The organism is Halococcus salifodinae DSM 8989, from assembly GCF_000336935.1.
Classification (GTDB): domain Archaea; phylum Halobacteriota; class Halobacteria; order Halobacteriales; family Halococcaceae; genus Halococcus; species Halococcus salifodinae.
Genome location: NZ_AOME01000053.1, coordinates 32,551 through 58,793, shown reverse-complemented (window position 1 = coordinate 58,793; position 26,243 = coordinate 32,551). Strand labels below are relative to the sequence as shown.

Below are 26,243 nucleotides of genomic sequence, written 5' to 3'. Positions count from 1 at the left end.
GCGTCAGTCGGATGAATCGGTCTGGTGTCGCTCGTCGCCGTCGTCGGCTGCGGGGAAGATTTTGCCGGGGTTCAGCGTGCCGTTCGGATCGAGCGCCCGCTTGATCGCTCCCATTGCTTCGACCGCCCCCTCGCCGTGTTCGGCGATCATATACCCTCGCTTGCCCCGGCCGACGCCGTGCTCGCCGGTCGACGTCCCGCCCATCTCGATCGCGCGCTCGACCACGGCGTCCGAGATCTCTCGGCCCGCTTCGAGTTCTTCGGCATCGTTCGGGTCCACGAGCACGTTGTAGTGGACGTTGCCGTCGCCGGCGTGGCCGAAACACGGCACGTCGAGGTCGTGTTCCGCGCCGAGTTCCTTGGCATAGCGAACGAGGTCGGGGTACCGGCTGATCGGGACGGTGACGTCGCCCGGCTTCGCGGGTCGACGCGGTGGGTCGTAGGCCAGGAGTGCGTTCGCGAGGTCGCGGCGCGCAGCCCACAGCTCGTCCATCTCCGCCCCGGCCGCCATCGCGAATCGCTCGACGCCGTGCTCCTCGAAGATCTCGCGACAGGCATCGATCTCGGTATCGATCCCGTGATTGGCGTGGAACTCGACGAAGGCGGTCGGCGCGTCGGGCAGGTCGGTGCCGGAGTAGGCGTTCGCGATCTTCGTGCTCACCGGATCGAGGAGTTCGATCGTGGCGACGTCGACGCCCGCCTGCATCGTCGCTGCGATCGCGGTCGCGGCGTCGTCGAGCGTCGCGAAGACCGCGCGACCGCCTCGAATCTGTTCGGGTTTGCGTTCGAGTTCGAACGTCGCACGCGTGACGACCGCGAGCGTGCCCTCGCTCCCCACGAGGAGGTCGTCGAGGTTGTACCCGCTCGACGTTTTCTTCGCCTTGCTGCCCGCCTCGATCACGGTGCCGTCGGCGAGGACCGCTTCGAGGGCGAGCACCCAGTCGTGGACCTCGCCGTACTTCACCGTCTTCGCACCGCTGGCGTCGGTGGCGATCATCCCGCCGACCGTCGAGATGTCGGCGGACTGCGGGAGTGGCGGCAGGAACAGGCCGTGTTCTTCGAGCGCATCGTTCAGCGCCCCACCGATCACACCCGGTTCGACGTCGATCTGGAAATCCGCGGGGCGAACGTCGAGCACGCGGTCCATCCGCGTGAGGTCCATGCTGATCCCGCCTGCGGCGGGGACCGCGTTGCCTTCGATCCCCGTCCCTGCCGCGTAGGGAGTAACTGGAACGTCCCGATCGTTCGCGGCCGCGAGCACCGCCGCCACGTCGGCCGTGGACTCGGGCCAGCAGACCGCGTCAGGTCTGATTCGATCGTCCTCTGGCGTGCCCCAGTCGCCGGCGTGGGAGTCACGGTCGTCGTCGCCGATCGAAATCTGGCCGTCGTCGAGAACGCCAGCGAGAAACGAGCAGTCGTGTGACATACGGAACCCATGCGCGTATCGGAGATAAAACTCCGGTGCCAGCGGAGTGCCGGCAGTCGCGATCGCTGCTGCGAGCGATCGTTCGTGACTGCGTACTGCTGTTCGGTTGTCACCGATGCACCGACACCGGCGGGGACACGTCCGGCAACGACAGCGGTCCGGATAGCCGAGCGGGACGGGTGGTTCGAGCGACTGAGACACCCGCTCGCACAACGGGTATTTACGCCGGCCGCGCCTCCCTCGCACATGGCCAGCGTGCTCGACGGCTACGACCGCTCGCGAATCCCGCTGTGGCTGGTGGCGATCGCCCTCGGGGCCGCGCTCGCGTTCGTCGTCTATCGGTACATCGGCACGTTCGTCCTCGGGCTGTTCGTTTATTATATCACGCGCCCGATCCACCGCCGGATCGCGGACTGGATCCCGACATCGAGCCTCGCTGCGGCGGTCTCGCTGCTGTCGATCACGCTCCCGATCATCCTGCTCGTCGCGTACACGGTCTCGGTGGCCGTCACCGAGCTCCAGAGCCTCGCCGGCACCAACGCGGACCAGCTCGACGCCCTCGTCCAGCCGATCCTCGCGGATGGCGGGCTCGGGATCGACAACCTGCGCGAGCTGGTGACCTCGGCGGTACAGAACCCCGAGCAGTATCTCGGGCCGGGCGGGCTCGAATCCCTCGGCGAGGCGCTCGGCACGACGACGGGGTATCTCGGTGCGGTCGGCAACGCACTCCTCCACCTGTTCATCGTGCTTGCGCTCGCGTTCTACCTCCTCCGTGACGATCACAAGCTCGCTGCGTGGTTCCGGACCGAACTCGCGGGCGAGCGAACGGCGGCGTACGCCTACCTCAATGCGGTCGATCGCAATCTCAAGACGATCTACTTCGGGAACATCCTCAATGCCTTCGCGACCGCGATCCTCGCGGCGATCTCGTACAACGCTCTCGACGTCGTCAGCCCTCCCGAAATCGGGGTCCCGTCGGCCACCCTGCTGGGACTGCTCACCGGCGTTGGCAGCCTCGTTCCCGTGGTGGGGATGAAGATCGTCTACATCCCTGTGGCGCTCGTCCTCGCCGGCCAGGCCGCCCTCGTCGACCCGACGCTTCTCTGGTTCCCGGTGGTGTTCGCGGCGGTCTCGCTCGTGATCGTCGACACCATTCCGGACCTCGTCCTCCGGCCGTACGTCTCGGGCCGCTCGCTCCACACCGGTTCGGTGATGATCGCGTACATCGTCGGCCCCCTCCTCTTTGGGTGGTACGGCCTGTTTCTCGGCCCGCTCATCCTCGTGTTGGTCGTCCACTTCGCCAGGATCATCCTGCCCGAACTCGTCCGCGGCGAGGCGGTGACAACGCGGGCGACCGCGGGCAACCCGCTCGATCCCGACGACGTCATCGACGTCCCGGAGCCCGAACCGGTCGAACCAGCGGGCGAAACGGACCCGGAAGACGGCTTCGAAACGGACACGGATATCGAAACCGAGGTCGACGAGCAGCCACAGCAGTCATCGCAGCCGTCGGACGACGGAACCGTCGAAGACGAGTAAACCACGGCCGGATGGTTTATCCGGATGGCGCGGCAAGAAACGGTGATGCAGGCCATCGAAGTCACCAAATTCGGCGGACGTGACGTCATCGAGACGACCGACCGCGACATGTCCGAGCCGGGCCCCGGCGAGGTCCGGATCGATGTCGCAGCGGTAGGCGTCAACTTCGCGGACATCATGCAGCGCCGGGGTCATTACCAGGGCGGGCCGAGTCCGCCCTACGTGCCCGGAATGGAGGCTGCCGGCACGATCGACGCAGTCGGTGAGGGTGTCGATCGCGAGGTCGGCGAGCGCGTGGTCGCGATGACCAACGAAGGCTACGCCGAATCCGTCACCGCCGACGCCGCGGGGCTGTTCGACGTTCCCGAACCGATGGAGTTCACCGAAGCCGCGGGCTTCCCGGTACAGTTCCTGACTGCCCACAACACCCTGTTCGAGTGGGGTGGATTGGAGGAGGGCGAGCGCGTCCTGATCCACGCGGCGGCGGGCGGCGTCGGCACCGCGGCGACCCAACTCGCGAGTGAGGCCGGTGCTGAGGTCTTCGGCACCGCGAGCACCCAGGACAAGCTCGATCTCGCCGAACGCCTCGGCGTGGATCACCCGATCAACTACACGGAGACCGACTTCGCCGAGGAAGTCAATGATCTCACCGACGTCAAGGGCGTCGATCTCGTGCTTGACGGGATCGGTGGCGACACCACCACCGAGAGCCTCGACTGCCTCACCCACTTCGGTCGGATGGTTTCGTACGGCGCGGCGAGCGGCGAACCGGGCTATCCCGACACCAGTACGCTGCTGTTCAACAACTACACCGTCTACGGCTACCACCTCGGACAGTCGATGCAGCGCGACCCCGAGCGTGTGCTGAGCGCCGTGCCGAATCTCACCGAACTGCTGACCGAGGGTGACCTCGAAGTGATCGTCGGTGAAACCTTCCCGCTCGAAGACGCTGCCGCAGCACACGAGCACATCGAGAACCGCGAAAGCACTGGAAAAGTCGTTCTCGAACCCTAATCGCCCGTTCCTCGCTACTTGATCGGCAACGCCCCGATATCGATCCCGTCACGCCGTCCATCGAGCACGGTGAATCGCTCGTCACGGCGGCGTTCGAGCCAGTACAACAATCGTTCGGCCCACGTGAGTTTCTGCTGTTTCATCGCGTCCACCGAGTCGTCGTCGAAGTCCCAGCCGACGAACTTCAGACTACGCGCCCCACAGTGATCGGCGAGGAAGGCCGCGCGGTCGCCGTCGGTGAATCCGCCGAAATTTTGGACCGGTCCGACGGGTGCGGCTTGAGTCGTCGCGAGCACGTTCGTCGCGTCGAGCGTCGGGACGACCTCTCGGACCAGCGGTTCGTTGTCACCGTGGGCGTGGACCGCGACCGGCGTTCCGCGTGCAGTGAGATCGCGCACCGTGTCGGGGTTCTTGTCGAGATCTGTAACCATGCAGTCGATCTCGAAGCCGATCTCGTGAAGACGATCGGCCGCGGTCGAGGCGGCGAACACGGTTCCCTCCGAGAGCAGTTCGTCCGATAACGAGTCGAGGTCGGTTTCGAGTGAGGGGCCAGCGCCGGCGATCACGACTGATTCGCCCGTGAGGTCGAGTCGATCGAGATCGAACGGTTCGGCGAAGCCGGCGAGGATGTCTCGCACGCGCTCGTCGGCCACGCGGTCGAACCCGAAGTCGTCGAGGATGGCTTCGTAGACTGGCTCCCACGCCTCGAACTGCATCTCAGGCCTCGGCCGTGACTCGTTCGCGCCGATCGCCGAGCGCGTCGCCGATCAGCGCCGCATCGCGAGTTTCGGCCACGTCGTGGGTCCGGATGACGTGTGCGCCGCGCTCGACGGCCAGCGCGGTCGCGGCGAGGCTGGCCGGGAGTCGCCCCTCCGTCTCATGATCGACGATCTCGCCAAGGAAGTTCTTCCGGTTGATCGAAACCAGCATCGGCCGATCGAGATCGCGGAACTCGCCGAGCCGGTCGAATATCTCACGGTCGTCCTCCAGGGTTTTTGCCTCGCTCCACCCGCCGAAGGCGGGATCGACGATCGTCTTCGGGGTGAGTTCGCGGTCGAGCGCGGCGTGGATCTCCTCGACGGTGGTGAGCGCGCCGGGCCGTTCGAGGTCGGGCGGGCTCGCCATCTTCACCACGGCGGCGTCTCGCGCTTCGCAGACCCGTGGCATGTCGGGGTCGGCAAACCCGCAGACGTCGTTCACCATGTCGAATCCCGCATCGAGAGCGGCCGCGGCGACCTCGTGATAGCGGGTTTCGATCGAGAACACCGCGTCGTCGCGGGCGCGCTCGATCGTTTCGAGCGCGGTGTCGAGCCGGTCGCGTTCCTCATCGGCCGAAAGCACATCGAAGCGCTTGTTCGCGGATTCGAGGCCCACATCAATGATGTCCGCCCCTTCGGCGATGAGGTCGTCGACGTACTCGGCGGCCTGGTCGGGGTCGGCGAAGACGCTCGGATCGTAGGGTGACTCGTCGCTGACGTTGAGCACGCCCATGATCCGTGGCGGGTGATCGTCGCCGATCGGAAGGCCGGCGGCGTCGACGGTCATGTGGGTTGGACGGCTTCGTCGTACAAAGCCGGCCCGGTCTGTGGTTTTCGGAACGATGGATGTATTCCGTCGGCCGATGACCACCCGACGATGGAGTGGACGAACGACTGGATGCTCCGCGTTCGAATGGTCGTGGCCGTCGGGTCGCTCGCCGTCGTGGCAGCGGCGCTTGCCGGCGTGCTGTTCGTCGCGTTCTCGTGGCTGGCCGCCCTCGCCGCGCGGAACGGCTACCTTCCCGGTGGACTGACTGAGGTCGCCGGCGCGGGTGCGACGATCGTACTCGTCGTCGCCATCGTCGTCATCGAAGGGCGCTACGGCGACTCGCTCGTCCTCCGGGGCGTCGACGCGCGTGAGCCGTCCCCCGAGGAGTTCCCCGATCTCCACCGTCTCGTCAATCGCGTTGCCCGCCAGGCAGACCTCCCGGTTCCGACCGTACTGGTGGCCGAGACGACCGCGCCACGGGCCTTCACGACCGGTTACACCCGGGACGGGGCGACGCTCGTCGTCTCGACTGGGCTGCTCGACGTGCTCGACGGAGACGAGCTGTCGGCGGTCGTCGCTCACGAACTCGCCCACGTCAAGAACCGCGATGTCGCGGTGATGATGGCGATGGCGTTGCCGCTGGTCGTCGCACAGACGCTGATGGACTGGGCGAGCAGCGGCTGGGAGGACCCGAATCACGAGAGCAGCTCGGTCGGCGGCATCGTCGGAGCCGTCACCTTCGCCGTCGCGGGGCTGTTCTGGGTTGTCGGCCGGGTGATGTTCCGTCTGCTCTCGCGACACCGTGAACTCGCGGCCGACCGCGGCGCAGTCGCCATCGCCGGCTCGCCGGCCGCGCTCGCGAGCGCGCTGTCGACGCTCGACGAAGCGGCCACGGGAATCCCGACCACGGACGCCCGCGCGAGCGCAAGCATCGCCGCCTTCTCGATCGTTCCGCTCGAACCGGCCGAAGCCGAGTCCCGAGAGCCGATGATGCTCGGCCCGGAGGGCGATCGCGCGCCGTACCTCTACCGCGAAACACAGCCGCTCAGGGAGATCGCCGCACGAATCCTGCGAACCCACCCGGACACCGACGATCGGATCGCCCGGCTACAATCCCTCCAGCGGTCGTTGTAGCTGTCAGGCGGGTCCGCGACACGCGCGACTTTTAGGCGCGAGTCACTTTCTCGCGGTATGGGCAAGGTAAGTATCGGGCTGCGGGGCTGGCGGTTCGACGAGTCGGCGGTGTTCACCGACGACGGCGAGATCATGGCGATCGACGCGATGGACCCCGAGACCCGCCAGCGTGTGGCTCGGCTCCGAGAGGTGATCGGATCGCCGTGTCACGCCTGCTGGCTGCTTCATGGCGACGAGAACCTCGACGCGTGCAACGTGGCTGCGGCGGTCTACGGCGAACCCCTGAGCGAGGTCGTGGTCTGTGATGTCCACGAGCCCGACTTCCTCTACTGGTATCGTGAGGAGGGCGGCAGCGAGCGCCGCGGTGAACCCGAACTCCAGGACGCTTTCCACGAGTGGTTCCTCGACGGCGGCCGCGCGCCGGAGGACTACGCCGGCCTCGAACACGTCGACACCGATCCGACCGCGGTGCCACAGGTCTCGGGCACCACGTCGGCCGCCGAAGCCGAACGGGAGGCGAACACGGTCGACCTCGACAGTCTCGACATCGACTGATGGGCGAGGTAGTGGTCGCCGTCGTCGATCCCCAGACGCCAGGCAACGTCGGGACGATCGCGCGGGCGATGAAGAACTTCGGGTTCAGTGATCTGAAACTGGTCGATCCGCCCGAACTCGACCCCGACGGCGAGGCGTACGGCTTCGCCGGCCACGCACGCGAAGACGTCCTCCCGAATCACGACGTCGTGAGCTTCGAGTCGCTCGTCACCGATTTCTACACCATTGGCTTCACCGCAACCACGAACCGCGACGGGCGAAAACACGTCCGCTATCCGTTCAAAACCCCGGCCGAACTCCGCGACCATCTCGCCGGGGTCGAGAGCGACGTGGCGCTGGTGTTCGGCCGCGAGAGTACGGGATTATCGAACGAGGAGATCGTGCGGATCGACGAGGTGTGTTCGATCCCTGCGAGCCCCGAGTACCCGGTTCTCAATCTCGGCCAGGCCGCGACGGTCGCGCTCTACGAACTCCGTGATCTGCATCTCGACGGGAGCCAGCATCCCGGCAACCGACACGAACGCGCCGACGAGCGCGCGCTCGAAGGGCTCTACGACCAGTTCGACTCGTTCCTCGACGCGATCGACCACCCCGAGGAGAAGCACGCGAAGACCGGTCGCCTCATCCGGCGGTTGCTCGGTCGTGCTCATCCCACCGGCCGGGAGGTCACGACGTTTCGGGGTCTCTTCCGCCAGGCCGAAAGTCGGATCGAGCGCGCTCGAAACGAGGACTGAGGGCGTAGCGACTGTGGTGTGGCGGCGGTTGCGGCGGCGCTGTGGCCGCGATGCAAGTTGTAGTGCGGTTGCGGTGCGGGCCTGGTGGACCGAGGGCGAGGCCCGAACGAAGTGAGTGGCCGAGGGCTCGGGCGGTGCTGTGCGTTGGCGGCCGCGGATGATGTTTAGAAGTTCTACCGTGAGCGAGGCCGCAGGCCGAGCGAGCGGGTGTTTTTCATGAACGTTTTTGCAAGCCGAGCGGGACGGCTCCGCCGTCCCGCTGGCCGTGCGAACGGGCGGCTTCGCCGCCCGTGAGCAGACGGGGGTGGGCGACCGAGCGGAGCGAGGGAGCGCACCCCCCGCAGTAAAAAGGTTCAGCCGATGTACCGAAGGTTGTCGTCGGTGGCCTGCTGGCCGCCCTCCATCTGCTGGATCTTCTGGACGACCTCCTCCATCTCGTCGGCACGCTCTTCGAGCGAGTCGAACTCGACCTCGAAGCCGATGGCTGCTTCGAGGATTTCGAGCACGGCGCGTGCGCTCTTGGGATCGACGAGATAGCCGCTGGTCTCGCCCATCAGACAGGCTGCGTCGAGGTCACGGCGCGCACCGAGGCCGAGAAGTAGGCCGGAGACGCCGACGATGCCGCCGGCGGGCTGGTCCTCGCGAAACTCGACGCCCGCATCCTCGAGCTCGTCGATGACGCCGTCGTCGGTCGCGGCTCCGATGACGTCGTACTCGTCGATCAGTTCGCCCGTCGGAACGCCACCGAGCGCGAAGACCCGATCGACCCCGAGTTCGGTCGTCACGTCGAGAACGCGGTCGGTCAGGTGATAGTGGCCGGTGGATTCCTGGGGCTGGTGATCGCCGGTGAGCACGAGGAGGTCCTCGTTGCCCGCCTCCACTGCGTGGAGTTCGACGCAAGCGAGTTTCGCGCGGCCGTCCTCGACGTTGACCTGGGGTGGGAAGTGCTCGGAGTAGATCCGTCTAACCGGCTCGCTCTCGAACTCTTCGAGGAGATGTTCGGCCGCGAGCTTGCCGACGTGGCCGACACCCGGAAGCCCCTCGATCAACACCGGATCGGAGAGCGACGGCTCCGCGAGCGTTTCGACTTCGAATTCGTTCATGGGCTATTCGGACTCGCGGCGCTTAAGAGCACGTCGGTACTCACCGTGGGGGTCTTCGGGGTTGTAGGGGGCTGGCGCGCTGTTGACCGCCGGCCCGCCACACTCGGGGCAGGTCTCCGACAGCGTGTACACCGGGCGATCGTGGGTCGAGCGCCACGCCTCGCACACGAGAATAGCGGATTTCATGCGGTAGTGCGCCGCGTTACTCGTCGTCGCTGCGGCGTTCGCGGTGGAACTCCGCAGTGCCGCCGCGATCGGTGATGGCAGTCGACGCGCGTTCGGCGCTGGCTTCGAGCTGGCTCTCGGCGGTCTTGTAATCGGGAGCCTGCACCCGAATGCGGTACTCGGGTGCGCCGACGTAGGTCACCTCGAGCTCGACCTCCTCGGGCACACCGGAAGGCTCGCTTTGCTGGCCTTCCGAGCCCTCGTTCGTTCCGCTCACGAGGACCTCGCCGTTGCCTTCGGCCGCATCGAGTGCCTCCCGAACGAGATCGACGCCGGCGCTCTCGGCGCTGGTGAGATCGACGTAGCCGCTGACGGTCACGTACGGGACCGAGACGTTCTCGCGGGCGGTCTCGACGATCAAATCGATCTCCTCGTCGTCGAGATCGGTATCGTCGAGTGCCTCGGTCCCGTGGATGGCCGCCTCCTCGAAGCCCGCGTACAGCGAGCCGAACTCCGCGAGGAAGGCGTTCGCGACCGTGGCGTACTGCTCGTCGGCGATGTCCTCGCCGAACGCGATCGCCATCCAGTTGTCGGCCTTCCGTTCTGCCTTCCAGTCCTGGATCGTCTCCGAGCGCTGGTGGTCGTTGACGTCCTTGAGCGAGAGATCGATCTGCTGGGACGACTCGTCGACGTCCAAAACTTTCGCCACCACGGTCTGGTCGAGGCTCACGTGGTCGCGAACGTTCTTGATCCAGCCCGAGGCGACCTCCGAGACGTGGACGAGACCGCGTTTGTCCTCGTACTCCGAGAGGGTGACGAACACGCCGAAATCGGCGATCTCGTCGATCTTCCCGACGACCAGATCGCCCGGGTCGGGCCACCCGCTGTAGTTCATGTCCCAGTGTCCGCGAGCTCGCTGCCGGTGTCGCGGCGCTCGACGGTCTCGATCACCTCGCCTTCGAAGGTCGCGTCGCCGCCGGTCGATCGGGCGAGCGTCGTGCCACAGACAGCACACGCCACCGTGCTCGCGGCCTTGCCGAAGACGATCTGTTCGTTCTCACAGTCCGGACAGCGCACGGAGTAGAAGTTCCCCGCCATGATTACTCCTGGAACTCCACGCGGCCGGCGCGCCATCCCTCGCGGAGGTGGGCGGTGCCGCAGTCACTACACCGGTACTTGAGGTTGGTCTTCTTCGTGGGTTTGTCCCCACCAGGCACCTTCGAGAACTTCCCGGTGTTGCCGATGACCGCGGTGGCGCGCTCGCGCTGGCGGTCGGTCCACTTCATTCCAGTCTCGCGCCCGCTGCGGACCTTCTCGACCTCGTGTTCGTGGTGGGCGTTGCAGTGTGGGCAGTACGTGTTGAACCGACGTGGTATCTGCATGGTTACTGGATGGCGGTAGCGCATCGGAGGGTAAAACCCGTTCGGTGTCGCGGCGGGTCCGAAGCGCTTAGGTTCCCGTCGGGCAACCTCCCAGCATGAAGCGGCTCATCATCGAGGGCGACCCTGGCGTCCGGAAGGGCGGGATCATCGAGCACGACGGTGAGGAGCTGGTCTGTTTCGGCATCTCCCGTCAGGGCGAGTGGCACGGCCCCACCCAGGTTCAGCTGTGGTGTACGGTCGGCACCGAAGACGAGACCGAGGACTTCGAGCGCCGGAACTTCATCCCGATGCACCTCGACGTCGAAGCACTCGACGCCGACGACGTCACGGTCACACAGCGCAAAGGCGAACTCACTGTCTAAGCACCCACTTTTTTTACAGAGGGTCCTCCCTCGCGCCTGCGGGCGTCGTCAGAAATCGAAGATTTCTGACTGCCAATCAGAACGCTTCGCGTTCTGATGACGCTCGGTCGAACCCTCTCCAAAAACCTGTTCTCCAGAGCGAAGCGAAGGAGAGCTTGGAAGACGCGAAGCGTCTTCCGGTGGACTAAAAACACCCGCTCGCTCACTGCGTTCGCTCGCGGTAGGGCTACTGGCGCTTTCCGCGACCGCCCACACCGCAACCGCACCGCCGAAGCCCTCGGCGTGCGCTCACTCCGTTCGCTACTCACTCCCTTCGGTCGATCGCACCCCTCGCCCTTCATCCACCAGGAGAGCGTTGCTCTCCTGAGCCCTGACTCGCTTCGCTCGTCAGGACACCGGGGCCAGACAATTTACCAGCGTCCGCGCCGTACCCTGGACCGCTTATGAACGTACTCGTCGCTGGCGCGCACGGCAAGGTCGGCCAACACATCGTCGATGTCCTCGACCGAAGCGATCACGACGTCACGGCGATGGTCCGCACCGACTCCTACGCATCGGATATAGCGGAGTACGACGCCGAAACCGTCGTCGCGGACCTCACGGAGGACGTCTCCCACGCGGTCCAGGACCACGATGCGATCGTCTTCGCCGCGGGATCGAGCGGCGAGGACGTCGAAGGTGTCGACCGCGACGGCGCGATCCGGATGATCGAGGCGGCCGAGGAGCACGGCGTCGATCGGTTCGTGATGCTCAGCGCGATGAACGCCGACGATCCCGAATCGAGTCCCGACGCGCTCGAAGACTACCTGATCGCCAAGCAGGAAGCCGACGAACGGCTCCAGGCGAGCGAGCTGACGTACACGATCGTCAGGCCTGGCGCGCTGATCGACGAACCGGCCACCGGCGAAATCCGCGCGGCCGCAAAGCTCGGTCGGGGCGAGATCACTCGTGCGGATGTCGCCCGAACGCTGGTGGCGGCGCTCGACATCGAAGAGACGTACGGGAAGACCTTCGAGATTCTTGCCGGCGACGCGCCGATCGAGACGGCGCTCGAACACCCCACAGAGGAAGAATAGCGCGGTCTCGAACTCCCACCGGGATTCCCCCTATCAGCCGCCGAACTCTTCGTTCGTGATCCGGACCACGAGGGTGTCGTCGACCTCCGCGAGGTCGTACTCCGGGAGACCGTTCGTGCGGACGACGTACATCGGTTCGACGAGTTCGTCGTCGCTCACGCCGTAGATCTTACAGTTCTCCCCGGTCTCGTCGGGCGCGATCCGCTCGTCGCGCACCGCCGTCGCGAGATCGCGCGAGAGCCACTCCGTTTCGCTGATCGACGGTTCGAGCACGAGCGCGTCGCTCGCAAAGCGGACGAGATACCAGTTGAGATCGTTGAGCAGCGACACCGCCGCGCCGAGACTCACCGTATCGAGGGCGAGCGTGTTCGCGTAGGGTTCGTGCAGGTCGTACGTCGAGAGCGCCTCGCGGGCGGTCTCACGGGAGAGCAGTTCGTAGCGCACCGCCACGTCCGACGCGCCGACGATACAGACCTGGGTCACGCGAGAGCGCAGGCCCGGCCCGCCTAAAGCCGTTTCGTCGGCGGGTTCGCGGCGTGCCGGCCGTGCTCCGCCGATCGGGACGGCAGCCACACCCCGAATCACCGCTCGCCGAGGAATCGCTCGGCGGTGCGGCCGAACAGGTCGCGAAGCGTCGCCGTCGAGAGCTCCCGATCGAGCAACCCGGCGCGCTCGGCCGCGTAGGGGTAGGGAATGTTCGGATAGTCCGAGCCGTAGAAGATCGATTCGGAGAGTGTCTCGAACGCGTCGTCCTCGATCCCGACGGTAGAACCGACGTACTCGCTCGCTGCGGTAGAGGTGACGAACGACGTGTCGAGAAAGGCGTTCTCGTGATCGCGAGCGAGCGCGAGGAAGGCGTCGGTTTCGAACGCGCCCATATGCGCGCAGGCGGCGCGGACGTCGGGATAGGAGTCGAGGAACGTCTCGAACTGTTCGACCCCGACGTGTGGGCTATCCTCGAAGTGTGGGGCCGTCCCCGCGTGGAAGAGGATCGGGCGGTCGTACTTCGCGGCGAGTTCGAAGGCGGGATCGAGTCGCGGATCGGTAGGTCCACACTCCTGGACCGGACACTGGAACTTCAGCCCCCGCGCACCCGCCGCGAACGCCGCCTCGACCACGTCCGCCACGTCGTCGTCGCCGTGGACCGTCGCGAACGGCACCGCCATCTCCGACTCCGCCGCCCGCCCGAGCACCCACTCGTTGAGGTCGGCCGCCATGTCGGGCCGGTGGGCATACGGAAGTGCGAGATAGCGCTCGACGCCCGCGGCCGATAGCGCGGCCTCCATCGCCTCCTTGTCGGTCGGATGCACGAAGCTCCACCCCGCTTCTGCAGTGAGCGCGTCCCGGATCGCGCGCATGAGCCGGTCCGGCATGAGGTGGACGTGGCCGTCGATCGCCGGAGCGAACCGATCGTCGACCTCACTCTCCGATTCCATACCCTCGATCGGCCGCCGCTCGGGATGAACCCTCGGCCGGAATGATCGCTGCGACCACGAACTTCCGATCGATCTCCGGGAGCGCGAATGATGCCACGAGAGAACGGGAAGCCCCGCCCACGATCCGCTCGTCATCCGTCTATACTATTCTATAGTGACAGTAGTCTAGATATCTAGCCCGTTTTGTTACGTACCTTGGGCTCGTTGTGGTATCTACATGACCATCACAACGGACGTGGATCTGATCGAACAAAACGTATCGGCCATCTGTCGAGCGGTACTCGACGACGCGACGGAAACCGTTCTCGCGATGGGGTTCTCGGCCGACGGGGTCGAGGAACTCCTCGGCGTGCTCGGCGATCACGACGACCCACCGACCGTCCGGCTCCTCGTGACCGAATCGGTGCTCAAGACGGTCACGAGCGATTTCACCGTGGCAGGCACCGCAGCGGATCTCGTCACGGCGGACGTTCTCTCCCTTCGCACGACCGAGAGCCGGCTCGACGGACCGCTGTTGTGTACCGACGACGCGATCGTTTCGGTCGTCGCGGCCGACGGTCAAGCCGCCGGACTCATCACGCGCGACGAGGAGTTCGTCGCGACCGCGCGGAGCCAGTACACGGAGCGGTGGGAGGCAGCCGACACGTTCAGGCTCCGGACACCACCGCTCGACCGCGTCCGCGAGACGCTCGACGACGAGTTCGGCCCCGATCTCCGGGCTGACTTCGAACGGATGCGCACCACACTCGGTGAGGAACGCGGTACGAGCGATGTCGACGAAGTGGTGATCAGCCTGCTCGCCGCGGCGAGAAACGAACAGCTGCTCTACGACATCAGCACGTGGGGTGAGAACACCGGACTCGCCAGCCGGGCCACGTTCTCGCGCAAGAAGGCCACCCTCGAAGAGCACGGCCTGATCGACACCGAGAAGGTGCCGATCGACGTCGGACGGCCACGTCTGCGCCTCCTGCTCGGCGACGAACGCCTCCGCCAGGCCGACACCGACGAGCTCGTCGGCGTCGCCCAGAGCATGCTCTCGACGACCGGTTCGTAGTCCGCCTTTTCCTTCCCGAGCCGCTCCGATCGGGCGCACGAACCCCGAAGCCAGATGGCCGAACGCACCGCCACACCCGGAATCCGGTCGGTTCGAACCGGATCATTATACCTGCGGCGTGCCAAGCCGGGCTATGGCCAAATACTCGACCGGAGACGATTCAGGCGGCGGGGGGAGCTGTGAGCTCTGCGGCGCGACCGATTCGGACCTGACGACCGCGACCGTCGCGGGCGCAGAGCTCGATCTCTGTCCGAACTGTCTCGATCACGGCGAGACCGACGATCGCGGCGGATCGACACGCGATACCGGCTCCAGCGACGACCGCGACAGCGATCGCGACCGCCGGCAACGCGCGGCCCGGAACACGGCGAAGCTCGCCGATCGGAGCGGCGACTCCGCGCGATGGGAGCGCGAGGGGACCAACTACGACCGCGATCAGCTCCCCTATCTCGTCTCGGGATACGGCGAGCGCGTGGAGCAGGCCCGCGAAGATGCCGATCTGGATCGAGCGGAACTCGCCGACGATCTCGATGTCGCCACCGACGATCTCCAAGCAGTCGAGGAGGGCCGTGCGGCGCGGGCCGACGTCGGCGGGTCGCTCATCAGCGCGCTCGAAGACCGCCTCGACGTGACGCTCGTCGACGAGTGAGCCGGTAGCGGCGGAATCGACAAGCATCTTGTGTGGGGCGCTGGTAAGCAGCCACCACGGAGCGGGTAATTTTTGCCCCTCGCCGCCGTCCGGTGGGTATGAATCTCACCGACGAACAGCGCGCGATTCGGGATGTGGTTCGAGAGTTCGCCCGCGAGGAGATCAGGCCGGAAGCCGAGCGGGCCGACCGCGAGGAGGAGTTCCCAGAGGACGTCTGGGATGGGCTCGCCGACCTCGATATGACCGGGCTCACGGTGCCGGAGGAGTTCGGCGGCTTCGACGCCGACACCGTCACCTACAGTCTCGTGAACGAGGAGCTCGCGGGCGGGATGTTGGCGGTGGCGACCGCGCTCTCGGTCCACTGTCTCGCCACCTCTTGTATCGCGGAGTTCGGCGACGAAACCCAGCGCGAGCGGTGGCTGCCGGAGATGGTCGACGGCCGGCCCGTTGGCGCGTTCGCGCTTTCGGAACCCCACGCCGGCTCGAACCCCGCCGCGATGACGACCGAAGCCCGGCGCGAGGGCGACGAGTACGTCATCAACGGCACCAAGCAGTGGATCACCAACGGCGAGCGGTCGGGAGTGGTGATCCTGTTCGCGCGTACCGACCGCGACGACCGCGACTCGATCACCCAGTTCGTCGTCCCGAAAGATACTGATGGGCTCTCGGTCGGTCCCACGGAGGACAAGCTCGGGCTCCGCGCGAGCGACACCACCAGCCTCGAGTTCGACGACGTTCGGATCCCGGCGGAAAACCGACTGACTGAGGAAGGACGCGGCCTCTCGGCGGCGCTCTCGATTCTGACTGGCGGGCGGGTGGCGATCGCTTCTCAAGCTGTGGGCCTCGCCCAGCACGCTCTCGACGAGTCGCTGGCGTACGCCGACGAGCGCGAACAGTTCGGCAGCGCGATCGGCGAGATCCAGACGATCCAGCACAAACTCGCCGAGATGCGCACGAAGACCCAGGCCGCACGCCTCCTGACCCGTGACGCGGCGCGGCGGGCGAACGCGGGCGAGAACTACCGCGAGGCCGCGAGCATGGCGAAATACTTCGCTGGCGAGACCGCCGTCGAGGTGGCGAACGAGGCGATCCAGATCCACGGCGGCTACGGCTACACCACGGAGGGCGGCGTCGAGCGGCTCTACCGCGACGCCAAGATCACCACGATCTACGAGGGAACCTCCGAAATCCAGAAGAACGTGATCGCGCGCGAACTCCGCGACTGACCAGCCCCCGCGATCGAAGCCGACTTCTCTTGGCCCCCGTTTTTCAGGGTATGACTGTCACCATTCCCGACGACACCGAGGCCGTCGTCTACGACCTCGACGGGACGCTCGTGCGCCTCGCGGTCGACTGGGACGCGGCCGCGACGGACGCCGCCGCCGCGCTCGACGGCTGTGGCGTCGACACCGACGGGATGGACCTCTGGCGGATGCTCGAACGCGCCGACGAACTCGGCCATCGCGACGCGGTCGAGGAAGCGATCGCCGGCCACGAACGCGAAGGCGCACGTCGCTCGGAGCGGCTGGCGTTCGCCGACGAGCTGGTGACCGATCGCCCAGTGGGCGTCTGCTCGCTGAACTGTGAGGACGCCTGTCGGATCGCGCTCGATGTTCACGATCTCGCCGAGCACGTCGCGTGCGTCGTCGGTCGGGACACCGTCGCAACGTTCAAACCCGACCCCGAGTCGTTGCTCGCCGCGGTCGAACATCTCGATGCGACGCCCGAGCGGACGCTGTTTATCGGTGATTCCGAGGGCGACGCCGAAACTGCCGATCGGGCGGGAACGCGATTCTCGTACGTCGGCGACGGGCCGACGACCTACTGATCCGCTGGCTCCTCGGTCGTCCGGTGTGCGTAACCGTAGACCGCTACTGCGACGAGCACCCAGACCACCGCACCGACTCGGACCGCAAAAGAGAGGCGCGCGTTCCACGTGTCAAGCGGAGCGCCGAGCGAGAGGACGGCGACGATGGGCGCGCCCACCGCGATCGTGAGCACGAACGTGGTCTGCATGACCCAGCCGTAATCCACCCCCTCTGGATCGCTTGTCTCGACGAGCTCCGGCACGACTCGGGGTTGGCACGCGCAGCGATAAGCCTTTCTCGCCGGTTCGATGCATCGATGACGACGAACAGCGTGGATCGCTATCGTGGGGTGAGATCGAACGCGTCGGCGAGCAGCTCGTGTGATTCCAGGACGTTGTCGGGGTCGGCGATCTGGTTCTGGATCACGACCTCGTCGACACCGACCTGTGCCGTCATCTCGTTCAGTAGATCGCGGACCGTCGACGGACTCCCGGAAATCTGGCGGGGCCACTCGCCGGCTTCGATCGGGGTCGGTGTCGGCTCGGGCACCCTGCCGAGTTCCTCGATCGCCTCGTCGGCCGACCGGATCGGTGGCTTGTCGAGTTCGCCGCGCTGGAGGCGCTGTCGTGACGCCTCGGCGGTCGCGCGTCGCCGGGCCGCCTCCTCGTCGGTCTCGGCACAGGTGACGTTCACTGCGAGCGCTCCTTTCGGCTCCGCCGGTCCGGCCCCGTACGCGGAGGGTTCGAACCGGTCACGATAGGTCTCGAACGCCTGGACGGCTGGCCCGGGTCTGATGAACGACGCGAAACAGTACTGCAGCCCGAGCTCGCCCGCGATCGCGGCACTCGATGGGCTGGAGCCGAGCACCCATACGTCGGGAACGCTGTCGCGCGAGCGGGCAATCTTCAGGTCGTCGAACGGGTGGTCGTCGTCGAACCCGTCGTAGAGGTGGGCCGCGACCTCGTCGATCTTCTCGGCGTGGTCGTCGCTCCGGCACTGCTGGCTCCGATCTTCCTGGAGCGCGCGGTCGCTAACGGGGTTCCCCGTTGCCCGCCCGAGCCCCAGATCGATACGGTCGGGTGCGAGCGCATCGAGCACGCCGAACGATTCCGCCACCTTGTACGGGCTGTAGTGGTTGAGCAGCACCGTCCCGGAACCCACCCGGATCTCGTCGGTCTTCGCGGCGATGTGCGGGATGAGCACCTCGGGCGTGGTGCTCGCGAGTCGGTCGGTGAAGTCGTGGTGTTCGGCCACCCAGAAGCGCAAGTAGCCGAGTTTCTCGGCGTGCTGGGCGCGCTCGACGGTGTCTTCGAACGCCTCGGTTGCCGTGCCGTTCTCCGGGATCGGTGCGAGGTCGACGATCGAGAGGTCCATTCGTGGTGGTCACTCCGGTGTCGGACAGTCGGTTTCGTCACACGTTGCTGGAAGCGCGGCGACTGTGATCGACGGGCCGATCACAGGGCGTTCTCGACGCTCTCGTAGGTGTCGATCGTGACACCGTCGGCGGTGATCGTCGCGAGCGTGAGTCCGTTGCCGCTGGCGGTGTCGCGCTCGGTCGCGCTCTGGACGGCGCGGGCCGCGATGGTTTTGGCGTCCTCGACGCTCGTTCCCACGTCGTACTCCTGTTCGAGCACGCCGAGCGCGAACGGCGATCCCGATCCGCTCACGGCGTAGTCCTCCGCCATCACGCTCCCGCCGGGACCGATGCCGTAGACGTGGCTGCCGTCGTCGTCGACGCCGCCGAGCACCGGCTGAACGATCTGGAAGTTCCCGCTCCGCAGGAGGTTCGCGGTGAGGTTCGCGAGCGCTTCGAGGCTCATCCCCGTATCGCGACGAGTCTCGTAGAGGCGGACCTCCGCTTGCAGCGAGTTCACGAGCGACTGGGCCGCGCTCACGCTGCCCGAGATGGTGAGCGCCGCCGTCGGATGGACTTCGAGAACCTTCTGCGCGTCCTTGCTCGCCACCATGTTGCCGGCGCTCGCGCGCATGTCCGCAGCGAGAACGACGCCATCCTCGGTCGTCAGGCCGACGGTCGTCGTTCCCGTTTTGAGCTCCTCGCCGCCGGCTCCCTGTGACGAAACGTCGAACTCGGGGGCGGTGGCGTTCGCTTCGATATCGATTCCGCTCGTCGGATGAAGCTCGTCACTCATCGTCGTCCTCGAAATCGATCTCGTCGAGGTGTGCTTCGATCTCGCTATTGTCGAGCGTGCGGTACTGCTCCGTTTCGACGTCGATCGTCGAGATCACCACCTCGCTCGACTCGAACGCGTCTCGTTCCGACGCGAGCGCGTTGAGCGCGGTGTGGATGCCGCCGTCGAGGTCCGCATCCGGGCGGTAGTTCGTTTCGAGGCTGTCGAGGATCTCTTCGCGGTCGGCACCGACGGCGCTCGCCGCCCACTCGGTCGCGGTGCCGGACGGGTCGGTCTCGAAGAGTCGGGGCTGGCCGTCCTCGACGCCGGCGATGAGCAGCGCGACGCCGAACGGCCGCGCACCGCCGGTTTGGGTGTACTCCTGAATGTGATCGGTGACGGCCCCCGCGAGGGTCTCGACGCCGATCGGTTCGCCGTAGCGCAGGCGATCGACCTGTGCTTGCTGACGGGCGAAGTCGGTCAACTGTCTCGCGTCGGCGACGTGGCCCGCCGATCCGACGGCGACGTGATCGTCGACCTTGTGCAACTTCTCGATGCTCGACTGTTCCATCAGTGGCGATCGGACCCGTTGCTCGGCGACGAGCGCGACGCCGTCCTCGGTCCGGACGCCGAGGCTCGTACTCCCCCGCTCGACTGCCTCACGGGCGTACTCGACCTGGTACAGCCGGCCGTCCGGCGAAAAGATCGTGGTTCCGCGGTCGTAGGCTTGCTGCTGGTTTTGTCCTTGCATAACGTGATGGCGCTCCGCTCGAATTCACCAGAGGTTAGTGATTTTCGTATATAAATGCACCGGTAGAAGTGGTTCCGCCGACGCAGTCATCGACGACCGATGAAACGGCCGTTTAATGGTTTCTGAGACGCTGTCTGGATGGTTCGACTGTAGGCTCGCAACCAGCCACATAGCGGCTCGGCTACAGGCAAATACCGAGCGTGGTCCAACGGGTATCCGATCGGTCGTCGTAGCTGTGGGGGTGGAGTACACGACACTCGGCGATACGGGAATGACTGTGAGCAAGATCTGCCTTGGCTGTATGAGCTTCGGCGGGTCCGGGGGCGGCGAGGCGTTCGACTGGACCGTCGGCGAGGAGCAGGCGACCGAGGTCATCGACCGCGCGATCGAACTCGGGATCAACTTCTTCGACACGGCGAACGTCTACTCCGACGGGGAGTCCGAACGAATCCTCGGCAACGCCCTCGGCGAGTACGACCGCGACGAGCAGGTGGTCGCCACGAAGGTCTGGGGCCAGATGCGCGAGGACGACCCGAACTCGGGCGGGCTCTCGGGGAAGACGATCGATCAGGAACTCGAAAACAGCCTCGATAGGCTCGGGATGGACACGGTGGACCTCTATCAGATCCATCGGTGGGACCCCGAGACGCCGATCGAGGGGACTCTCGGGGCGCTCGACGATGCCGTTCGGCGGGGCAAAACCCGATATCTGGGCGCGAGTTCGATGTGGGCCCACCAGTTCGCGGACGCGCTCCACACGAGCGACCGCCTCGGCTTCGAGCGCTTCGCGACGATGCAGAACCACTACAACCTCGTCTACCGCGAGGAGGAGCGAGAGATGCTGCCGCTCTCCCGGAAGGAGAACGTCGGCGTGATTCCGTGGTCGCCGCTCGCGGGTGGCTATCTCGCCCGCCCGCACGAGGAAAGCGACGAGATGCGCGACATGACCGCGGATCGGTACGACACCCCGCAGAGTAGAGAAATCAACGAGCGCGTCCAGGAACTCGCCGACGAGCATGACGCCAGCATGAGCCAGATCGGTCTCGCGTGGCTGCTCCACAAGGATGGCGTGACCGCGCCGATCTACGGCACGTCGAGCGTCGAACATCTGGAAGACGCGGTCGAGGCGGTCGAACTCGATCTCTCGGATAGCGACGTCGAGTACCTCGAAGAGCCCTACGAGCCGATGGCCGTCCTCGGCCACGAGTAGCGGACCGCGTGGCGGCGCCCTCGATTGAGAAACTCCCCGAGAAACCCTGATTCCTACGGCTCGCGGTGTGGATTCGGAGTCGTTTACTCCCGTCGCGTGTGAGGATCGCTCATGCCGACGACTGTGCGGGAGTTCCGTTCGGGGACCGAGACGCCGCTCACGATGTTGACCGCTTACGACGCGCCGACGGCGGCGGCCTGCGAGGCTGCGGGCGTCGACGCGATCCTCGTCGGCGACAGCATGGGCAACGCCACCTTGGGGTACGACTCGACGCTGCCCGTCACCGTCGATGAGGTCGCGAGCCGGACCGGCGCGGTCGCGCGCGCCACCGACGAGCCGCTCGTGATCGCCGACATGCCCTTCCTCAGTTTCGGTGTCGACGAAGCAGAGAGCCTCAAAAACGCCGGTCGAATGTTGAAGGAGGAGGGCGCGCATGCGGTCAAGATCGAGAGCGGGTCGCATACTGTGGAACTGACCGAACGACTCGCCGATGTCGGGATTCCGGTGATGGCCCACCTCGGCCTCACCCCACAGAAGGTGAACCAACTGGGGTACAGCCGCCAGGGAACGTCTCAGGAGGCCGCGAACGAGATCGCCCGTCTCGCGCGCGAGCACGAGGACGCCGGTGCGTTCGCGCTCGTGCTCGAACACGTCCCGGCGAACCTCGCGGCGGGGATCACCGACGATCTCTCGATCCCCACCATCGGGATCGGTGCTGGCTCCGACTGCGATGGCCAGGTGCTCGTCGCCAACGACGTGCTCGGGCTCGGCGACCACCAGCCACCCTTCGCCGCAGCGTTCGGTGACGTCCGCGGCGAGATGGAGCGGGCGGTGTCGGGCTACGTCGAGGCCGTCGAAGACGGCGAGTTCCCGGCCGAGGAGCACAGCCACGTCGAGTCGGATCTCGACGACCTGTACTGAGGCGGCCAGCGGGGGCGGCCGCTGGGCGGTGCGGATGGCGGTCCTGGTGGATGAAGGGCAAACCCACGAACGCCGGAGCACGCTTCGCGCGTGGTTCGAGGGAGCGAAACTCCCTCGTCATCACGAAAGGCGCGAAGCGCCTTTCGAACGACTCCGAGCACCCGCTCGCCTTCGGCTCACGGGAACGGAGTAAGTGACTGAGGGCTTTGGTGGTGCTGTTGGAGTGCGGTGCAGTTCCTGGTGGATCGAGGGCGAGCGACTAAAAGGAGCGAGGGCTCGGGCGGTGCTGTGCGGTCGCGGTGGTCGACAGTAATTGTCCCGCGAGCGAACGTCGTGAGCGAGCGGGCCGAGGAACCCCCGAAGTTCTCGTGAGCGAAGCGAACGAGAGCACGGAAGAGCTTCGCTCTTCCGGAGGGGGTGACGAGGCTTTTGGTGGAGATTTTGCCAGCGAGGCCGCAGAGCGGCCGAGCGTAGCAAAAGGTCCTACATGTAGCCGAGGTCGCGCAGGCGCTCCATCAGGTCCTCTTTGTCCTGGGCGCGGCCCGCGCGCTCGGTCGTGCCTTCGAGGTCTTGCAGCCACGCGGGGTCCTCGTCGGCTTTCTCCGTACTCACTTCACTGCCGAGCGATCGGAAACCAGCGAAGTACTTCGGACTGATCGGGATATCCTCGTTGGTGATCCCTTCGGGCAGGTCGTCGGCGCTCTGGGGGACGTACCCCTCGTCGGGATACTCCGCGACGGTCTCGGGCACCGCGAAGTTCCAGAAGGCGTCCCAGACGTCGCGCTCGGCGAACTGGAGGATCGGCTGGATGCGGTCGTGGGGCGGGTAGATCTCGGGGTCGTGGCGTGGGCTGAAGAACGTCTCGTCGGCGCGGGCTTCCTGTTCGTCCCAGCGCACGCCCGAGATGACGCCGTCGACGCCGTACTCTTCGAGGGCGTCGTTGAGCGCCACGGTTTTCAGGAGGTGGTTGCCGACGTAGGTGTCGAGCAGGAAGTCGAAGGTGTCCTCCTCGTATTCGAGGATGTTCCGGACGTGGTGCTGGTTGTGCTCGGAGAGGTCCTCGATGGGGATGTCGTCACCGGGTTCGAGGCCGTGCTCGTCGACGTATTCGCCGACGTTCTCGTTGCGCGCGTAGCGCACCTCGAGGTCCCACTCGTCGGCCCACTTCTCGACGAAGTCGTGGATCTCGTCGAAGTGCTGGTAGTGGTCGATGAAGATCGCGGGCGGAACCTCCAGATCGAAGCGCTGGGCGACCTCCTTGATGAAATAGAGGGTGAGCGTCGAGTCCTTCCCGCCGGTCCACATCACTGCGGGGTTGTCGTACTGTTCGAGGCCGCGCTTGGTGACCTCGATCGCCTTTTCGAGCTTGTCCTCGATGCTCGGGTAATCCTCGGGGTCTTCGCCCTCGCCGTCGGTGTAGTCGACGTCGAGGTAGTCGGGGAACTCGTCGGACATTTCGTAATGAGATATAATTACCGGCGTAAAAGTCCTTGTGGCTTCGCTTCGGGCTGGTATGCGATCACACCACGATCGGCGGATCGGACGATTATCGCCCGCTCGTTCGGTGCTGGCCGTACTGGGTGCCGATGGCGAGGCAGAGCAGTCCGAAGACGACCATTGCGGGCAGGACCATCATCAACACGGTGCCGGTCGCCATCACGCCCGAGACGAGCAGGCCACCGACGCCGATCGCGATGAGGGCGACGAATGCGATGGCGGTCGTGGTCGAATCGAACTCCATGGTTGGCGTACGGCCCGGCGAAAATAATCGCTTTCGGAACCGGTACGGCCGAGGCTTACCAGGGAGCGAAGTCGGGATCGACCTTTCGGTCTTTCCTGTCGATCCCATCGATCGTTGCGACGTCCTCATCGTCGAGATCGACGCCGAGCGAGCCCCAGTTGTCCTCGATGTGGTCCTCGCCCGTGGCCTTCGGAATCGCGGTGACGCCCTTCTCGCGGAGCCACGCGAGGCTGATCTGGGCCGCGCTGGCGTCGTGTTTTGCGGCGATGTCGGTGAGTTCGTCGACCTCGAAGACGTCGCCGCGCGCGAGCGGCGAGTACGCCACGAGTTCGATGTCGTGGTCGTCGGCGTACGTGCGGAGCTCGTCCTGGGGAAGGAGGGGATGGCACTCGACCTGGTTCGCGAAGATCGGCCCGTCGAGTACCTCGCGTGCGGTGTCGAGATGCTCGGGCTCGAAGTTCGAGACGCCGATTCGGTCGATGTCGCCGCGGTCCTTCAGCTCGGCGAACGCCGGCAGGGTGTCCTCAGCGTCGTACTCCTCGGCCGGCCAGTGGGTGTAGAGGAGATCGACCGACTCGACGCCGAGTTTGTCGAGGCTCTCGGTCGTGGTGTGGATCACGTCGTCGTAGTTCAGGCTCGACTTCCAGACCTTCGTCGCGAGGAAGACGTCCTCGCGCGGGACGTCCGCCTGGTCGATCCCTTTGCCCACGGCCTCCTCGTTGCCGTACGCCTGGGCGGTGTCGATATGTCGATAGCCCATTTCCAGCGCCGTTCGGACGCTCTCGACGCACTGCTCGGGGTCTTCGTTCTGCCACGTGCCGAGGCCGAGCATCGGCATCTCGTTGGCGCGCGGGACGCTGTCGGGACTGCGTTGCTCTTGAGACATACACCGAGAGAAAGGACTGGCGACCGAAAAGCCGTTCGGGAACCGGCGAATCAGGCTGATTGGGAGTGGTTCACGAGTTGGTAGTGGTGGTAGTTGTGGGCCGGTTGCGGGGCGGGCCTGGCGGATGAAGGGCGAGCGACCGAACGGAGTGGGGGAGCGAGGGCTTCAGCGGTGCTGTGCGGTTGCAGTTGCGGTAGTCACAACGACTGTACCGCGAGCGACCGAAAGGAGTGAGCGGGTGTTTTTAGTCGAGGTTTTTGCAAGCCGAGCGGGACGGCTCCGCCGTCCCGCTGGCCGTGCGAACGGGCGCGAAGCGCCCGTGAGCAGACGGGGGTCGCCTGTGGCGACCCCCCGCAGTAAAAAAGTCGTTCAGAGGGAGCTCTTGATCTTCTCGAAGAACCCTTCGGCGACTTCGACTTCCTCGCCGCCGGCCTCGGCGAACGCTTCGAGCGCCTCGCGCTGCTCCTCGTTCATCTCCTCGGGCGTCACGACCTGGACCTTCACGAAGAGGTCGCCGTTGCCACGTCGGCGCAGCCGGGGCATCCCCTTGCCTTCGAGCCGGAACGTTTCTCCACTTTGAGTGGCGGATGGAATATCCATCTCGACCGACCCATCGAGCGTGGGCACCTCGACAGTGGTGCCGAAGGTGGCCTGCGGGAACGAGATCGCGGCGCGGTGGGCGAGATCGTCGCCGTCGCGGTCGAAGTCGGGATGTTTGCGAATGCTGATCTCGATCAGGAGGTCGCCGTTGGGTCCGCTGTTTTCGCCGGGCGCACCCTCGCGCTCCATCCGGAGGCTCTGGCCGTCCCGGATTCCGGGCGGGACCTCGACCGAGAGGGTCGCCTCGTTGCGGATCTGGCCGTCGCCGGTACACGTCGAACAGGTCTCGGAGTAGAGGGTCCCCTCACCCTCACACCGCCGACAGGTCTGGGTCTGCTGAACTCTTCCAAGAGGAGTCTGCTGGACCTGGGTGGTCTGGCCGCGACCCTCGCACTCCGGGCAGGTCTCGGCGTCGGCGCTGTCAGGGTGGCCCGAGCCACCACAGTCGGGACAGGTTTCGGGTCGCGCGACCGTGAACTGCTTTTCGACCCCTTCGTGGGCCTCTTCGAGTTCGATCGCGAGGTCGGTCCGGAGGTCGGGGCCCTGGCGCGGGCCGCTGCGTCCGCCGCCGCCGCCCGCACCGCCACCGAAGAACTGCTCGAAGATGTCGCCGAGACCGCCACCTCCGCCGCCCATGCCTCCCATCCCACCGGCACCGCCCATGCCACCCATGCCGCCCATGCCACCCATGCCGCCCATCCCTCCCATGCCGCCAGCGCCACCCGCACCGCCGCCGTCGAACCCGCCGCGTTTCTCGGCCTGCTCGAAGCGTTCGTGACCCATCTGATCGTAGGCCTGGCGCTTCTGGTCGTCGGTCAGCACCTCCTTTGCCTGCTTTGCCTGCTTGAACTTCTCGTCGGCGTTCGGGTCGTCGGAGACGTCGGGATGGTACTTGGCAGCTTTCTTCCGGTAGGCCTGCTGGATCTCGTCGTCGCTCGCGTCACGGGAGACGCCGAGCACCGAATAGAAGTCCTCGCTCATTGGGTTGGGAACGGGTAATGGATTGAGACACTTGAAAAGAACGGGTTCGGCCGGTGGCACG

General features: G+C 66.0%; 31 protein-coding genes. 13 read left to right on the top strand and 18 right to left on the bottom strand.

What is annotated here, in order from left to right; all coding sequences use genetic code 11:
* Nucleotides 1–3 precede the first annotated feature (3 nt).
* Nucleotides 4–1,425, bottom strand: coding sequence for an FAD-binding oxidoreductase (locus tag C450_RS09605; protein WP_005043083.1), 1,422 nt, complete (start codon nt 1,423–1,425; stop codon nt 4–6).
* Nucleotides 1,426–1,671: 246 nt separating this feature from the next.
* Here C450_RS09605 and C450_RS09600 point away from each other — a divergent pair, with 246 nt between their 5' ends.
* Nucleotides 1,672–2,964, top strand: a complete 1,293-nt coding sequence (locus tag C450_RS09600) for an AI-2E family transporter (protein WP_005043082.1) — start codon at nt 1,672–1,674, stop codon at nt 2,962–2,964.
* A gap of 45 nt (nt 2,965–3,009) precedes the next feature.
* Entirely contained in the window at nt 3,010–3,978 is a 969-nt protein-coding gene (locus tag C450_RS09595) for a quinone oxidoreductase family protein (RefSeq protein WP_005043081.1), read from the top strand.
* A gap of 14 nt (nt 3,979–3,992) precedes the next feature.
* Here the strand turns inward: C450_RS09595 and C450_RS09590 are convergent, their stop codons facing one another.
* Together C450_RS09590 and folP are read right to left on the bottom strand one after the other, a co-directional pair.
* Nucleotides 3,993–4,694 carry a 6-hydroxymethylpterin diphosphokinase MptE-like protein gene (locus tag C450_RS09590; protein ID WP_005043079.1) on the bottom strand — a complete coding sequence of 234 codons (702 nt, stop codon included), beginning with the start codon at nt 4,692–4,694 and terminating at the stop codon, nt 3,993–3,995.
* Between the two features lies 1 nt (nt 4,695).
* Nucleotides 4,696–5,523, bottom strand: a complete 828-nt coding sequence (gene folP, locus C450_RS09585; RefSeq protein ID WP_005043078.1) for a dihydropteroate synthase — start codon at nt 5,521–5,523, stop codon at nt 4,696–4,698.
* 90 nt (nt 5,524–5,613) lie between these two features.
* Between folP and C450_RS09580 the strand changes: the two genes are divergently transcribed.
* Genes C450_RS09580 through C450_RS09570 form a run of 3 tightly spaced genes read left to right on the top strand, consistent with a single transcriptional unit; the run spans nt 5,614 to nt 7,928 of the window.
* Nucleotides 5,614–6,639 (top strand): M48 family metalloprotease, encoded by a 1,026-nt coding sequence (locus C450_RS09580; protein ID WP_241430328.1) that lies wholly within the window; start codon nt 5,614–5,616, stop codon nt 6,637–6,639.
* Between the two features lie 57 nt (nt 6,640–6,696).
* The gene (locus C450_RS09575) at nt 6,697–7,194 is read left to right on the top strand and encodes a hypothetical protein (protein ID WP_005043076.1); all 498 of its coding nucleotides are present in this window, start codon (nt 6,697–6,699) and stop codon (nt 7,192–7,194) included.
* Nucleotides 7,194–7,928, top strand: coding sequence for an RNA methyltransferase (locus tag C450_RS09570; protein ID WP_005043075.1), 735 nt, complete (start codon nt 7,194–7,196; stop codon nt 7,926–7,928). The genes C450_RS09575 and C450_RS09570 overlap by 1 nt, the downstream gene beginning before the upstream one ends.
* 353 nt (nt 7,929–8,281) lie before the next feature.
* Here C450_RS09570 and C450_RS09565 read toward each other — a convergent pair whose 3' ends face one another.
* The 5 genes from C450_RS09565 to C450_RS09550 are packed head-to-tail and all read right to left on the bottom strand — an operon-like array spanning nt 8,282 to nt 10,578.
* A complete protein-coding gene (locus tag C450_RS09565) occupies nt 8,282–9,031 on the bottom strand; it encodes a proteasome assembly chaperone family protein (RefSeq protein ID WP_005043074.1) in 750 nt (249 codons plus the stop codon).
* A 3-nt stretch (nt 9,032–9,034) separates the two neighbouring features.
* Nucleotides 9,035–9,217 (bottom strand): RNA-protein complex protein Nop10, encoded by a 183-nt coding sequence (locus C450_RS20815; RefSeq protein WP_005043072.1) that lies wholly within the window; start codon nt 9,215–9,217, stop codon nt 9,035–9,037.
* Between the two features lie 16 nt (nt 9,218–9,233).
* Nucleotides 9,234–10,091, bottom strand: a complete 858-nt coding sequence (locus C450_RS09560; protein ID WP_005043071.1) for a translation initiation factor IF-2 subunit alpha — start codon at nt 10,089–10,091, stop codon at nt 9,234–9,236.
* Entirely contained in the window at nt 10,088–10,294 is a 207-nt protein-coding gene (locus tag C450_RS09555; RefSeq protein WP_005043069.1) for a 30S ribosomal protein S27e, read from the bottom strand. The genes C450_RS09560 and C450_RS09555 overlap by 4 nt, the downstream gene beginning before the upstream one ends.
* Before the next feature lie 2 nt (nt 10,295–10,296).
* Entirely contained in the window at nt 10,297–10,578 is a 282-nt protein-coding gene (locus C450_RS09550) for a 50S ribosomal protein L44e (RefSeq protein WP_005043068.1), read from the bottom strand.
* Between the two features lie 95 nt (nt 10,579–10,673).
* On the opposite strand from C450_RS09550, the gene C450_RS09545 reads away from it, so the two are divergent.
* Both C450_RS09545 and C450_RS09540 read left to right on the top strand, forming a co-directional pair.
* Nucleotides 10,674–10,940, top strand: coding sequence for an HAH_0734 family protein (locus tag C450_RS09545; protein ID WP_005043067.1), 267 nt, complete (start codon nt 10,674–10,676; stop codon nt 10,938–10,940).
* A 443-nt stretch (nt 10,941–11,383) separates the two neighbouring features.
* The gene (locus C450_RS09540; protein WP_005043066.1) at nt 11,384–12,016 is read left to right on the top strand and encodes an SDR family oxidoreductase; all 633 of its coding nucleotides are present in this window, start codon (nt 11,384–11,386) and stop codon (nt 12,014–12,016) included.
* A 33-nt stretch (nt 12,017–12,049) separates the two neighbouring features.
* On the opposite strand, the gene C450_RS09535 is transcribed toward C450_RS09540, so the two are convergent.
* Both C450_RS09535 and C450_RS09530 read right to left on the bottom strand, forming a co-directional pair.
* On the bottom strand, nt 12,050–12,499 hold the full coding sequence (locus C450_RS09535) for a DUF5804 family protein (RefSeq protein WP_049910044.1): 450 nt from the start codon (nt 12,497–12,499) through the stop codon (nt 12,050–12,052).
* Nucleotides 12,500–12,597: 98 nt separating this feature from the next.
* Nucleotides 12,598–13,452 carry an amidohydrolase family protein gene (locus tag C450_RS09530; protein ID WP_005043063.1) on the bottom strand — a complete coding sequence of 285 codons (855 nt, stop codon included), beginning with the start codon at nt 13,450–13,452 and terminating at the stop codon, nt 12,598–12,600.
* 217 nt (nt 13,453–13,669) lie between these two features.
* Here C450_RS09530 and tbsP point away from each other — a divergent pair, with 217 nt between their 5' ends.
* The 4 genes from tbsP (at nt 13,670) to C450_RS09510 (ending at nt 16,983) form a co-directional block, all read left to right on the top strand.
* Nucleotides 13,670–14,506: a transcriptional regulator TbsP gene (gene tbsP / locus C450_RS09525; protein ID WP_005043062.1), complete on the top strand. Its 837-nt coding sequence runs from the start codon at nt 13,670–13,672 to the stop codon at nt 14,504–14,506.
* 133 nt (nt 14,507–14,639) lie between these two features.
* On the top strand, nt 14,640–15,155 hold the full coding sequence (locus C450_RS09520) for a helix-turn-helix domain-containing protein (RefSeq protein WP_005043060.1): 516 nt from the start codon (nt 14,640–14,642) through the stop codon (nt 15,153–15,155).
* A gap of 98 nt (nt 15,156–15,253) precedes the next feature.
* Nucleotides 15,254–16,381, top strand: a complete 1,128-nt coding sequence (locus C450_RS09515) for an acyl-CoA dehydrogenase family protein (protein ID WP_005043059.1) — start codon at nt 15,254–15,256, stop codon at nt 16,379–16,381.
* A gap of 50 nt (nt 16,382–16,431) precedes the next feature.
* Nucleotides 16,432–16,983: an HAD family hydrolase gene (locus C450_RS09510; protein WP_005043057.1), complete on the top strand. Its 552-nt coding sequence runs from the start codon at nt 16,432–16,434 to the stop codon at nt 16,981–16,983.
* Here the strand turns inward: C450_RS09510 and C450_RS09505 are convergent.
* The 4 genes from C450_RS09505 to psmA form a co-directional block, all read right to left on the bottom strand.
* Complete coding sequence (locus C450_RS09505) at nt 16,977–17,225, bottom strand: DUF5822 domain-containing protein (RefSeq protein WP_005043055.1); 249 nt, start codon at nt 17,223–17,225, stop codon at nt 16,977–16,979. The two genes, C450_RS09510 and C450_RS09505, sit on opposite strands and share 7 nt — an antisense overlap.
* A 77-nt stretch (nt 17,226–17,302) precedes the next feature.
* Complete coding sequence (locus C450_RS09500) at nt 17,303–18,337, bottom strand: LLM class flavin-dependent oxidoreductase (RefSeq protein ID WP_005043054.1); 1,035 nt, start codon at nt 18,335–18,337, stop codon at nt 17,303–17,305.
* A gap of 80 nt (nt 18,338–18,417) precedes the next feature.
* Nucleotides 18,418–19,113, bottom strand: coding sequence for an archaeal proteasome endopeptidase complex subunit beta (gene psmB / locus C450_RS09495; RefSeq protein ID WP_005043052.1), 696 nt, complete (start codon nt 19,111–19,113; stop codon nt 18,418–18,420).
* Nucleotides 19,106–19,843, bottom strand: a complete 738-nt coding sequence (psmA, locus tag C450_RS09490; RefSeq protein ID WP_005043051.1) for an archaeal proteasome endopeptidase complex subunit alpha — start codon at nt 19,841–19,843, stop codon at nt 19,106–19,108. The genes psmB and psmA overlap by 8 nt, the downstream gene beginning before the upstream one ends.
* A 241-nt stretch (nt 19,844–20,084) precedes the next feature.
* On the opposite strand from psmA, the gene C450_RS09485 reads away from it, so the two are divergent.
* Nucleotides 20,085–21,053 (top strand): aldo/keto reductase, encoded by a 969-nt coding sequence (locus C450_RS09485; RefSeq protein WP_005043050.1) that lies wholly within the window; start codon nt 20,085–20,087, stop codon nt 21,051–21,053.
* A gap of 111 nt (nt 21,054–21,164) precedes the next feature.
* Nucleotides 21,165–21,974, top strand: a complete 810-nt coding sequence (gene panB, locus C450_RS09480; protein ID WP_005043049.1) for a 3-methyl-2-oxobutanoate hydroxymethyltransferase — start codon at nt 21,165–21,167, stop codon at nt 21,972–21,974.
* Nucleotides 21,975–22,457: 483 nt separating this feature from the next.
* Here the strand turns inward: panB and C450_RS09475 are convergent, their stop codons facing one another.
* The 4 genes from C450_RS09475 to dnaJ all read right to left on the bottom strand — a co-directional run bounded on the left by C450_RS09475 (nt 22,458) and on the right by dnaJ (nt 26,182).
* On the bottom strand, nt 22,458–23,429 hold the full coding sequence (locus C450_RS09475; RefSeq protein WP_005043048.1) for a phosphoadenosine phosphosulfate reductase family protein: 972 nt from the start codon (nt 23,427–23,429) through the stop codon (nt 22,458–22,460).
* 91 nt (nt 23,430–23,520) lie between these two features.
* Nucleotides 23,521–23,715 (bottom strand): DUF7333 family protein, encoded by a 195-nt coding sequence (locus C450_RS09470; protein WP_005043047.1) that lies wholly within the window; start codon nt 23,713–23,715, stop codon nt 23,521–23,523.
* A 55-nt stretch (nt 23,716–23,770) separates the two neighbouring features.
* Nucleotides 23,771–24,601 (bottom strand): aldo/keto reductase, encoded by an 831-nt coding sequence (locus C450_RS09465; RefSeq protein WP_049910042.1) that lies wholly within the window; start codon nt 24,599–24,601, stop codon nt 23,771–23,773.
* 369 nt (nt 24,602–24,970) lie between these two features.
* Nucleotides 24,971–26,182 (bottom strand): molecular chaperone DnaJ, encoded by a 1,212-nt coding sequence (dnaJ, locus tag C450_RS09460; protein WP_005043044.1) that lies wholly within the window; start codon nt 26,180–26,182, stop codon nt 24,971–24,973.
* Nucleotides 26,183–26,243: the final 61 nt, after the last annotated feature.

Excerpts from the sequence above, each read along its gene's own strand:
- C450_RS09605 (WP_005043083.1), bottom strand. The coding sequence starts at position 1,425 with ATGTCACACGACTGCTCGTTTCTCGCTGGCGTTCTCGACGACGGCCAG.
- C450_RS09600 (WP_005043082.1), top strand. The coding sequence starts at position 1,672 with ATGGCCAGCGTGCTCGACGGCTACGACCGCTCGCGAATCCCGCTGTGG.
- C450_RS09595 (WP_005043081.1), top strand. The coding sequence starts at position 3,010 with ATGCAGGCCATCGAAGTCACCAAATTCGGCGGACGTGACGTCATCGAG.
- C450_RS09590 (WP_005043079.1), bottom strand. The coding sequence starts at position 4,694 with ATGCAGTTCGAGGCGTGGGAGCCAGTCTACGAAGCCATCCTCGACGAC.
- folP (WP_005043078.1), bottom strand. The coding sequence starts at position 5,523 with ATGACCGTCGACGCCGCCGGCCTTCCGATCGGCGACGATCACCCGCCA.
- C450_RS09580 (WP_241430328.1), top strand. The coding sequence starts at position 5,614 with ATGGAGTGGACGAACGACTGGATGCTCCGCGTTCGAATGGTCGTGGCC.
- C450_RS09575 (WP_005043076.1), top strand. The coding sequence starts at position 6,697 with ATGGGCAAGGTAAGTATCGGGCTGCGGGGCTGGCGGTTCGACGAGTCG.
- C450_RS09570 (WP_005043075.1), top strand. The coding sequence starts at position 7,194 with ATGGGCGAGGTAGTGGTCGCCGTCGTCGATCCCCAGACGCCAGGCAAC.
- C450_RS09565 (WP_005043074.1), bottom strand. The coding sequence starts at position 9,031 with ATGAACGAATTCGAAGTCGAAACGCTCGCGGAGCCGTCGCTCTCCGAT.
- C450_RS20815 (WP_005043072.1), bottom strand. The coding sequence starts at position 9,217 with ATGAAATCCGCTATTCTCGTGTGCGAGGCGTGGCGCTCGACCCACGAT.
- C450_RS09560 (WP_005043071.1), bottom strand. The coding sequence starts at position 10,091 with ATGAACTACAGCGGGTGGCCCGACCCGGGCGATCTGGTCGTCGGGAAG.
- C450_RS09555 (WP_005043069.1), bottom strand. The coding sequence starts at position 10,294 with ATGGCGGGGAACTTCTACTCCGTGCGCTGTCCGGACTGTGAGAACGAA.
- C450_RS09550 (WP_005043068.1), bottom strand. The coding sequence starts at position 10,578 with ATGCAGATACCACGTCGGTTCAACACGTACTGCCCACACTGCAACGCC.
- C450_RS09545 (WP_005043067.1), top strand. The coding sequence starts at position 10,674 with ATGAAGCGGCTCATCATCGAGGGCGACCCTGGCGTCCGGAAGGGCGGG.
- C450_RS09540 (WP_005043066.1), top strand. The coding sequence starts at position 11,384 with ATGAACGTACTCGTCGCTGGCGCGCACGGCAAGGTCGGCCAACACATC.
- C450_RS09530 (WP_005043063.1), bottom strand. The coding sequence starts at position 13,452 with ATGGAATCGGAGAGTGAGGTCGACGATCGGTTCGCTCCGGCGATCGAC.
- tbsP (WP_005043062.1), top strand. The coding sequence starts at position 13,670 with ATGACCATCACAACGGACGTGGATCTGATCGAACAAAACGTATCGGCC.
- C450_RS09520 (WP_005043060.1), top strand. The coding sequence starts at position 14,640 with ATGGCCAAATACTCGACCGGAGACGATTCAGGCGGCGGGGGGAGCTGT.
- C450_RS09515 (WP_005043059.1), top strand. The coding sequence starts at position 15,254 with ATGAATCTCACCGACGAACAGCGCGCGATTCGGGATGTGGTTCGAGAG.
- C450_RS09510 (WP_005043057.1), top strand. The coding sequence starts at position 16,432 with ATGACTGTCACCATTCCCGACGACACCGAGGCCGTCGTCTACGACCTC.
- C450_RS09500 (WP_005043054.1), bottom strand. The coding sequence starts at position 18,337 with ATGGACCTCTCGATCGTCGACCTCGCACCGATCCCGGAGAACGGCACG.
- psmB (WP_005043052.1), bottom strand. The coding sequence starts at position 19,113 with ATGAGTGACGAGCTTCATCCGACGAGCGGAATCGATATCGAAGCGAAC.
- psmA (WP_005043051.1), bottom strand. The coding sequence starts at position 19,843 with ATGCAAGGACAAAACCAGCAGCAAGCCTACGACCGCGGAACCACGATC.
- panB (WP_005043049.1), top strand. The coding sequence starts at position 21,165 with ATGCCGACGACTGTGCGGGAGTTCCGTTCGGGGACCGAGACGCCGCTC.
- C450_RS09475 (WP_005043048.1), bottom strand. The coding sequence starts at position 23,429 with ATGTCCGACGAGTTCCCCGACTACCTCGACGTCGACTACACCGACGGC.
- C450_RS09470 (WP_005043047.1), bottom strand. The coding sequence starts at position 23,715 with ATGGAGTTCGATTCGACCACGACCGCCATCGCATTCGTCGCCCTCATC.
- C450_RS09465 (WP_049910042.1), bottom strand. The coding sequence starts at position 24,601 with ATGTCTCAAGAGCAACGCAGTCCCGACAGCGTCCCGCGCGCCAACGAG.
- dnaJ (WP_005043044.1), bottom strand. The coding sequence starts at position 26,182 with ATGAGCGAGGACTTCTATTCGGTGCTCGGCGTCTCCCGTGACGCGAGC.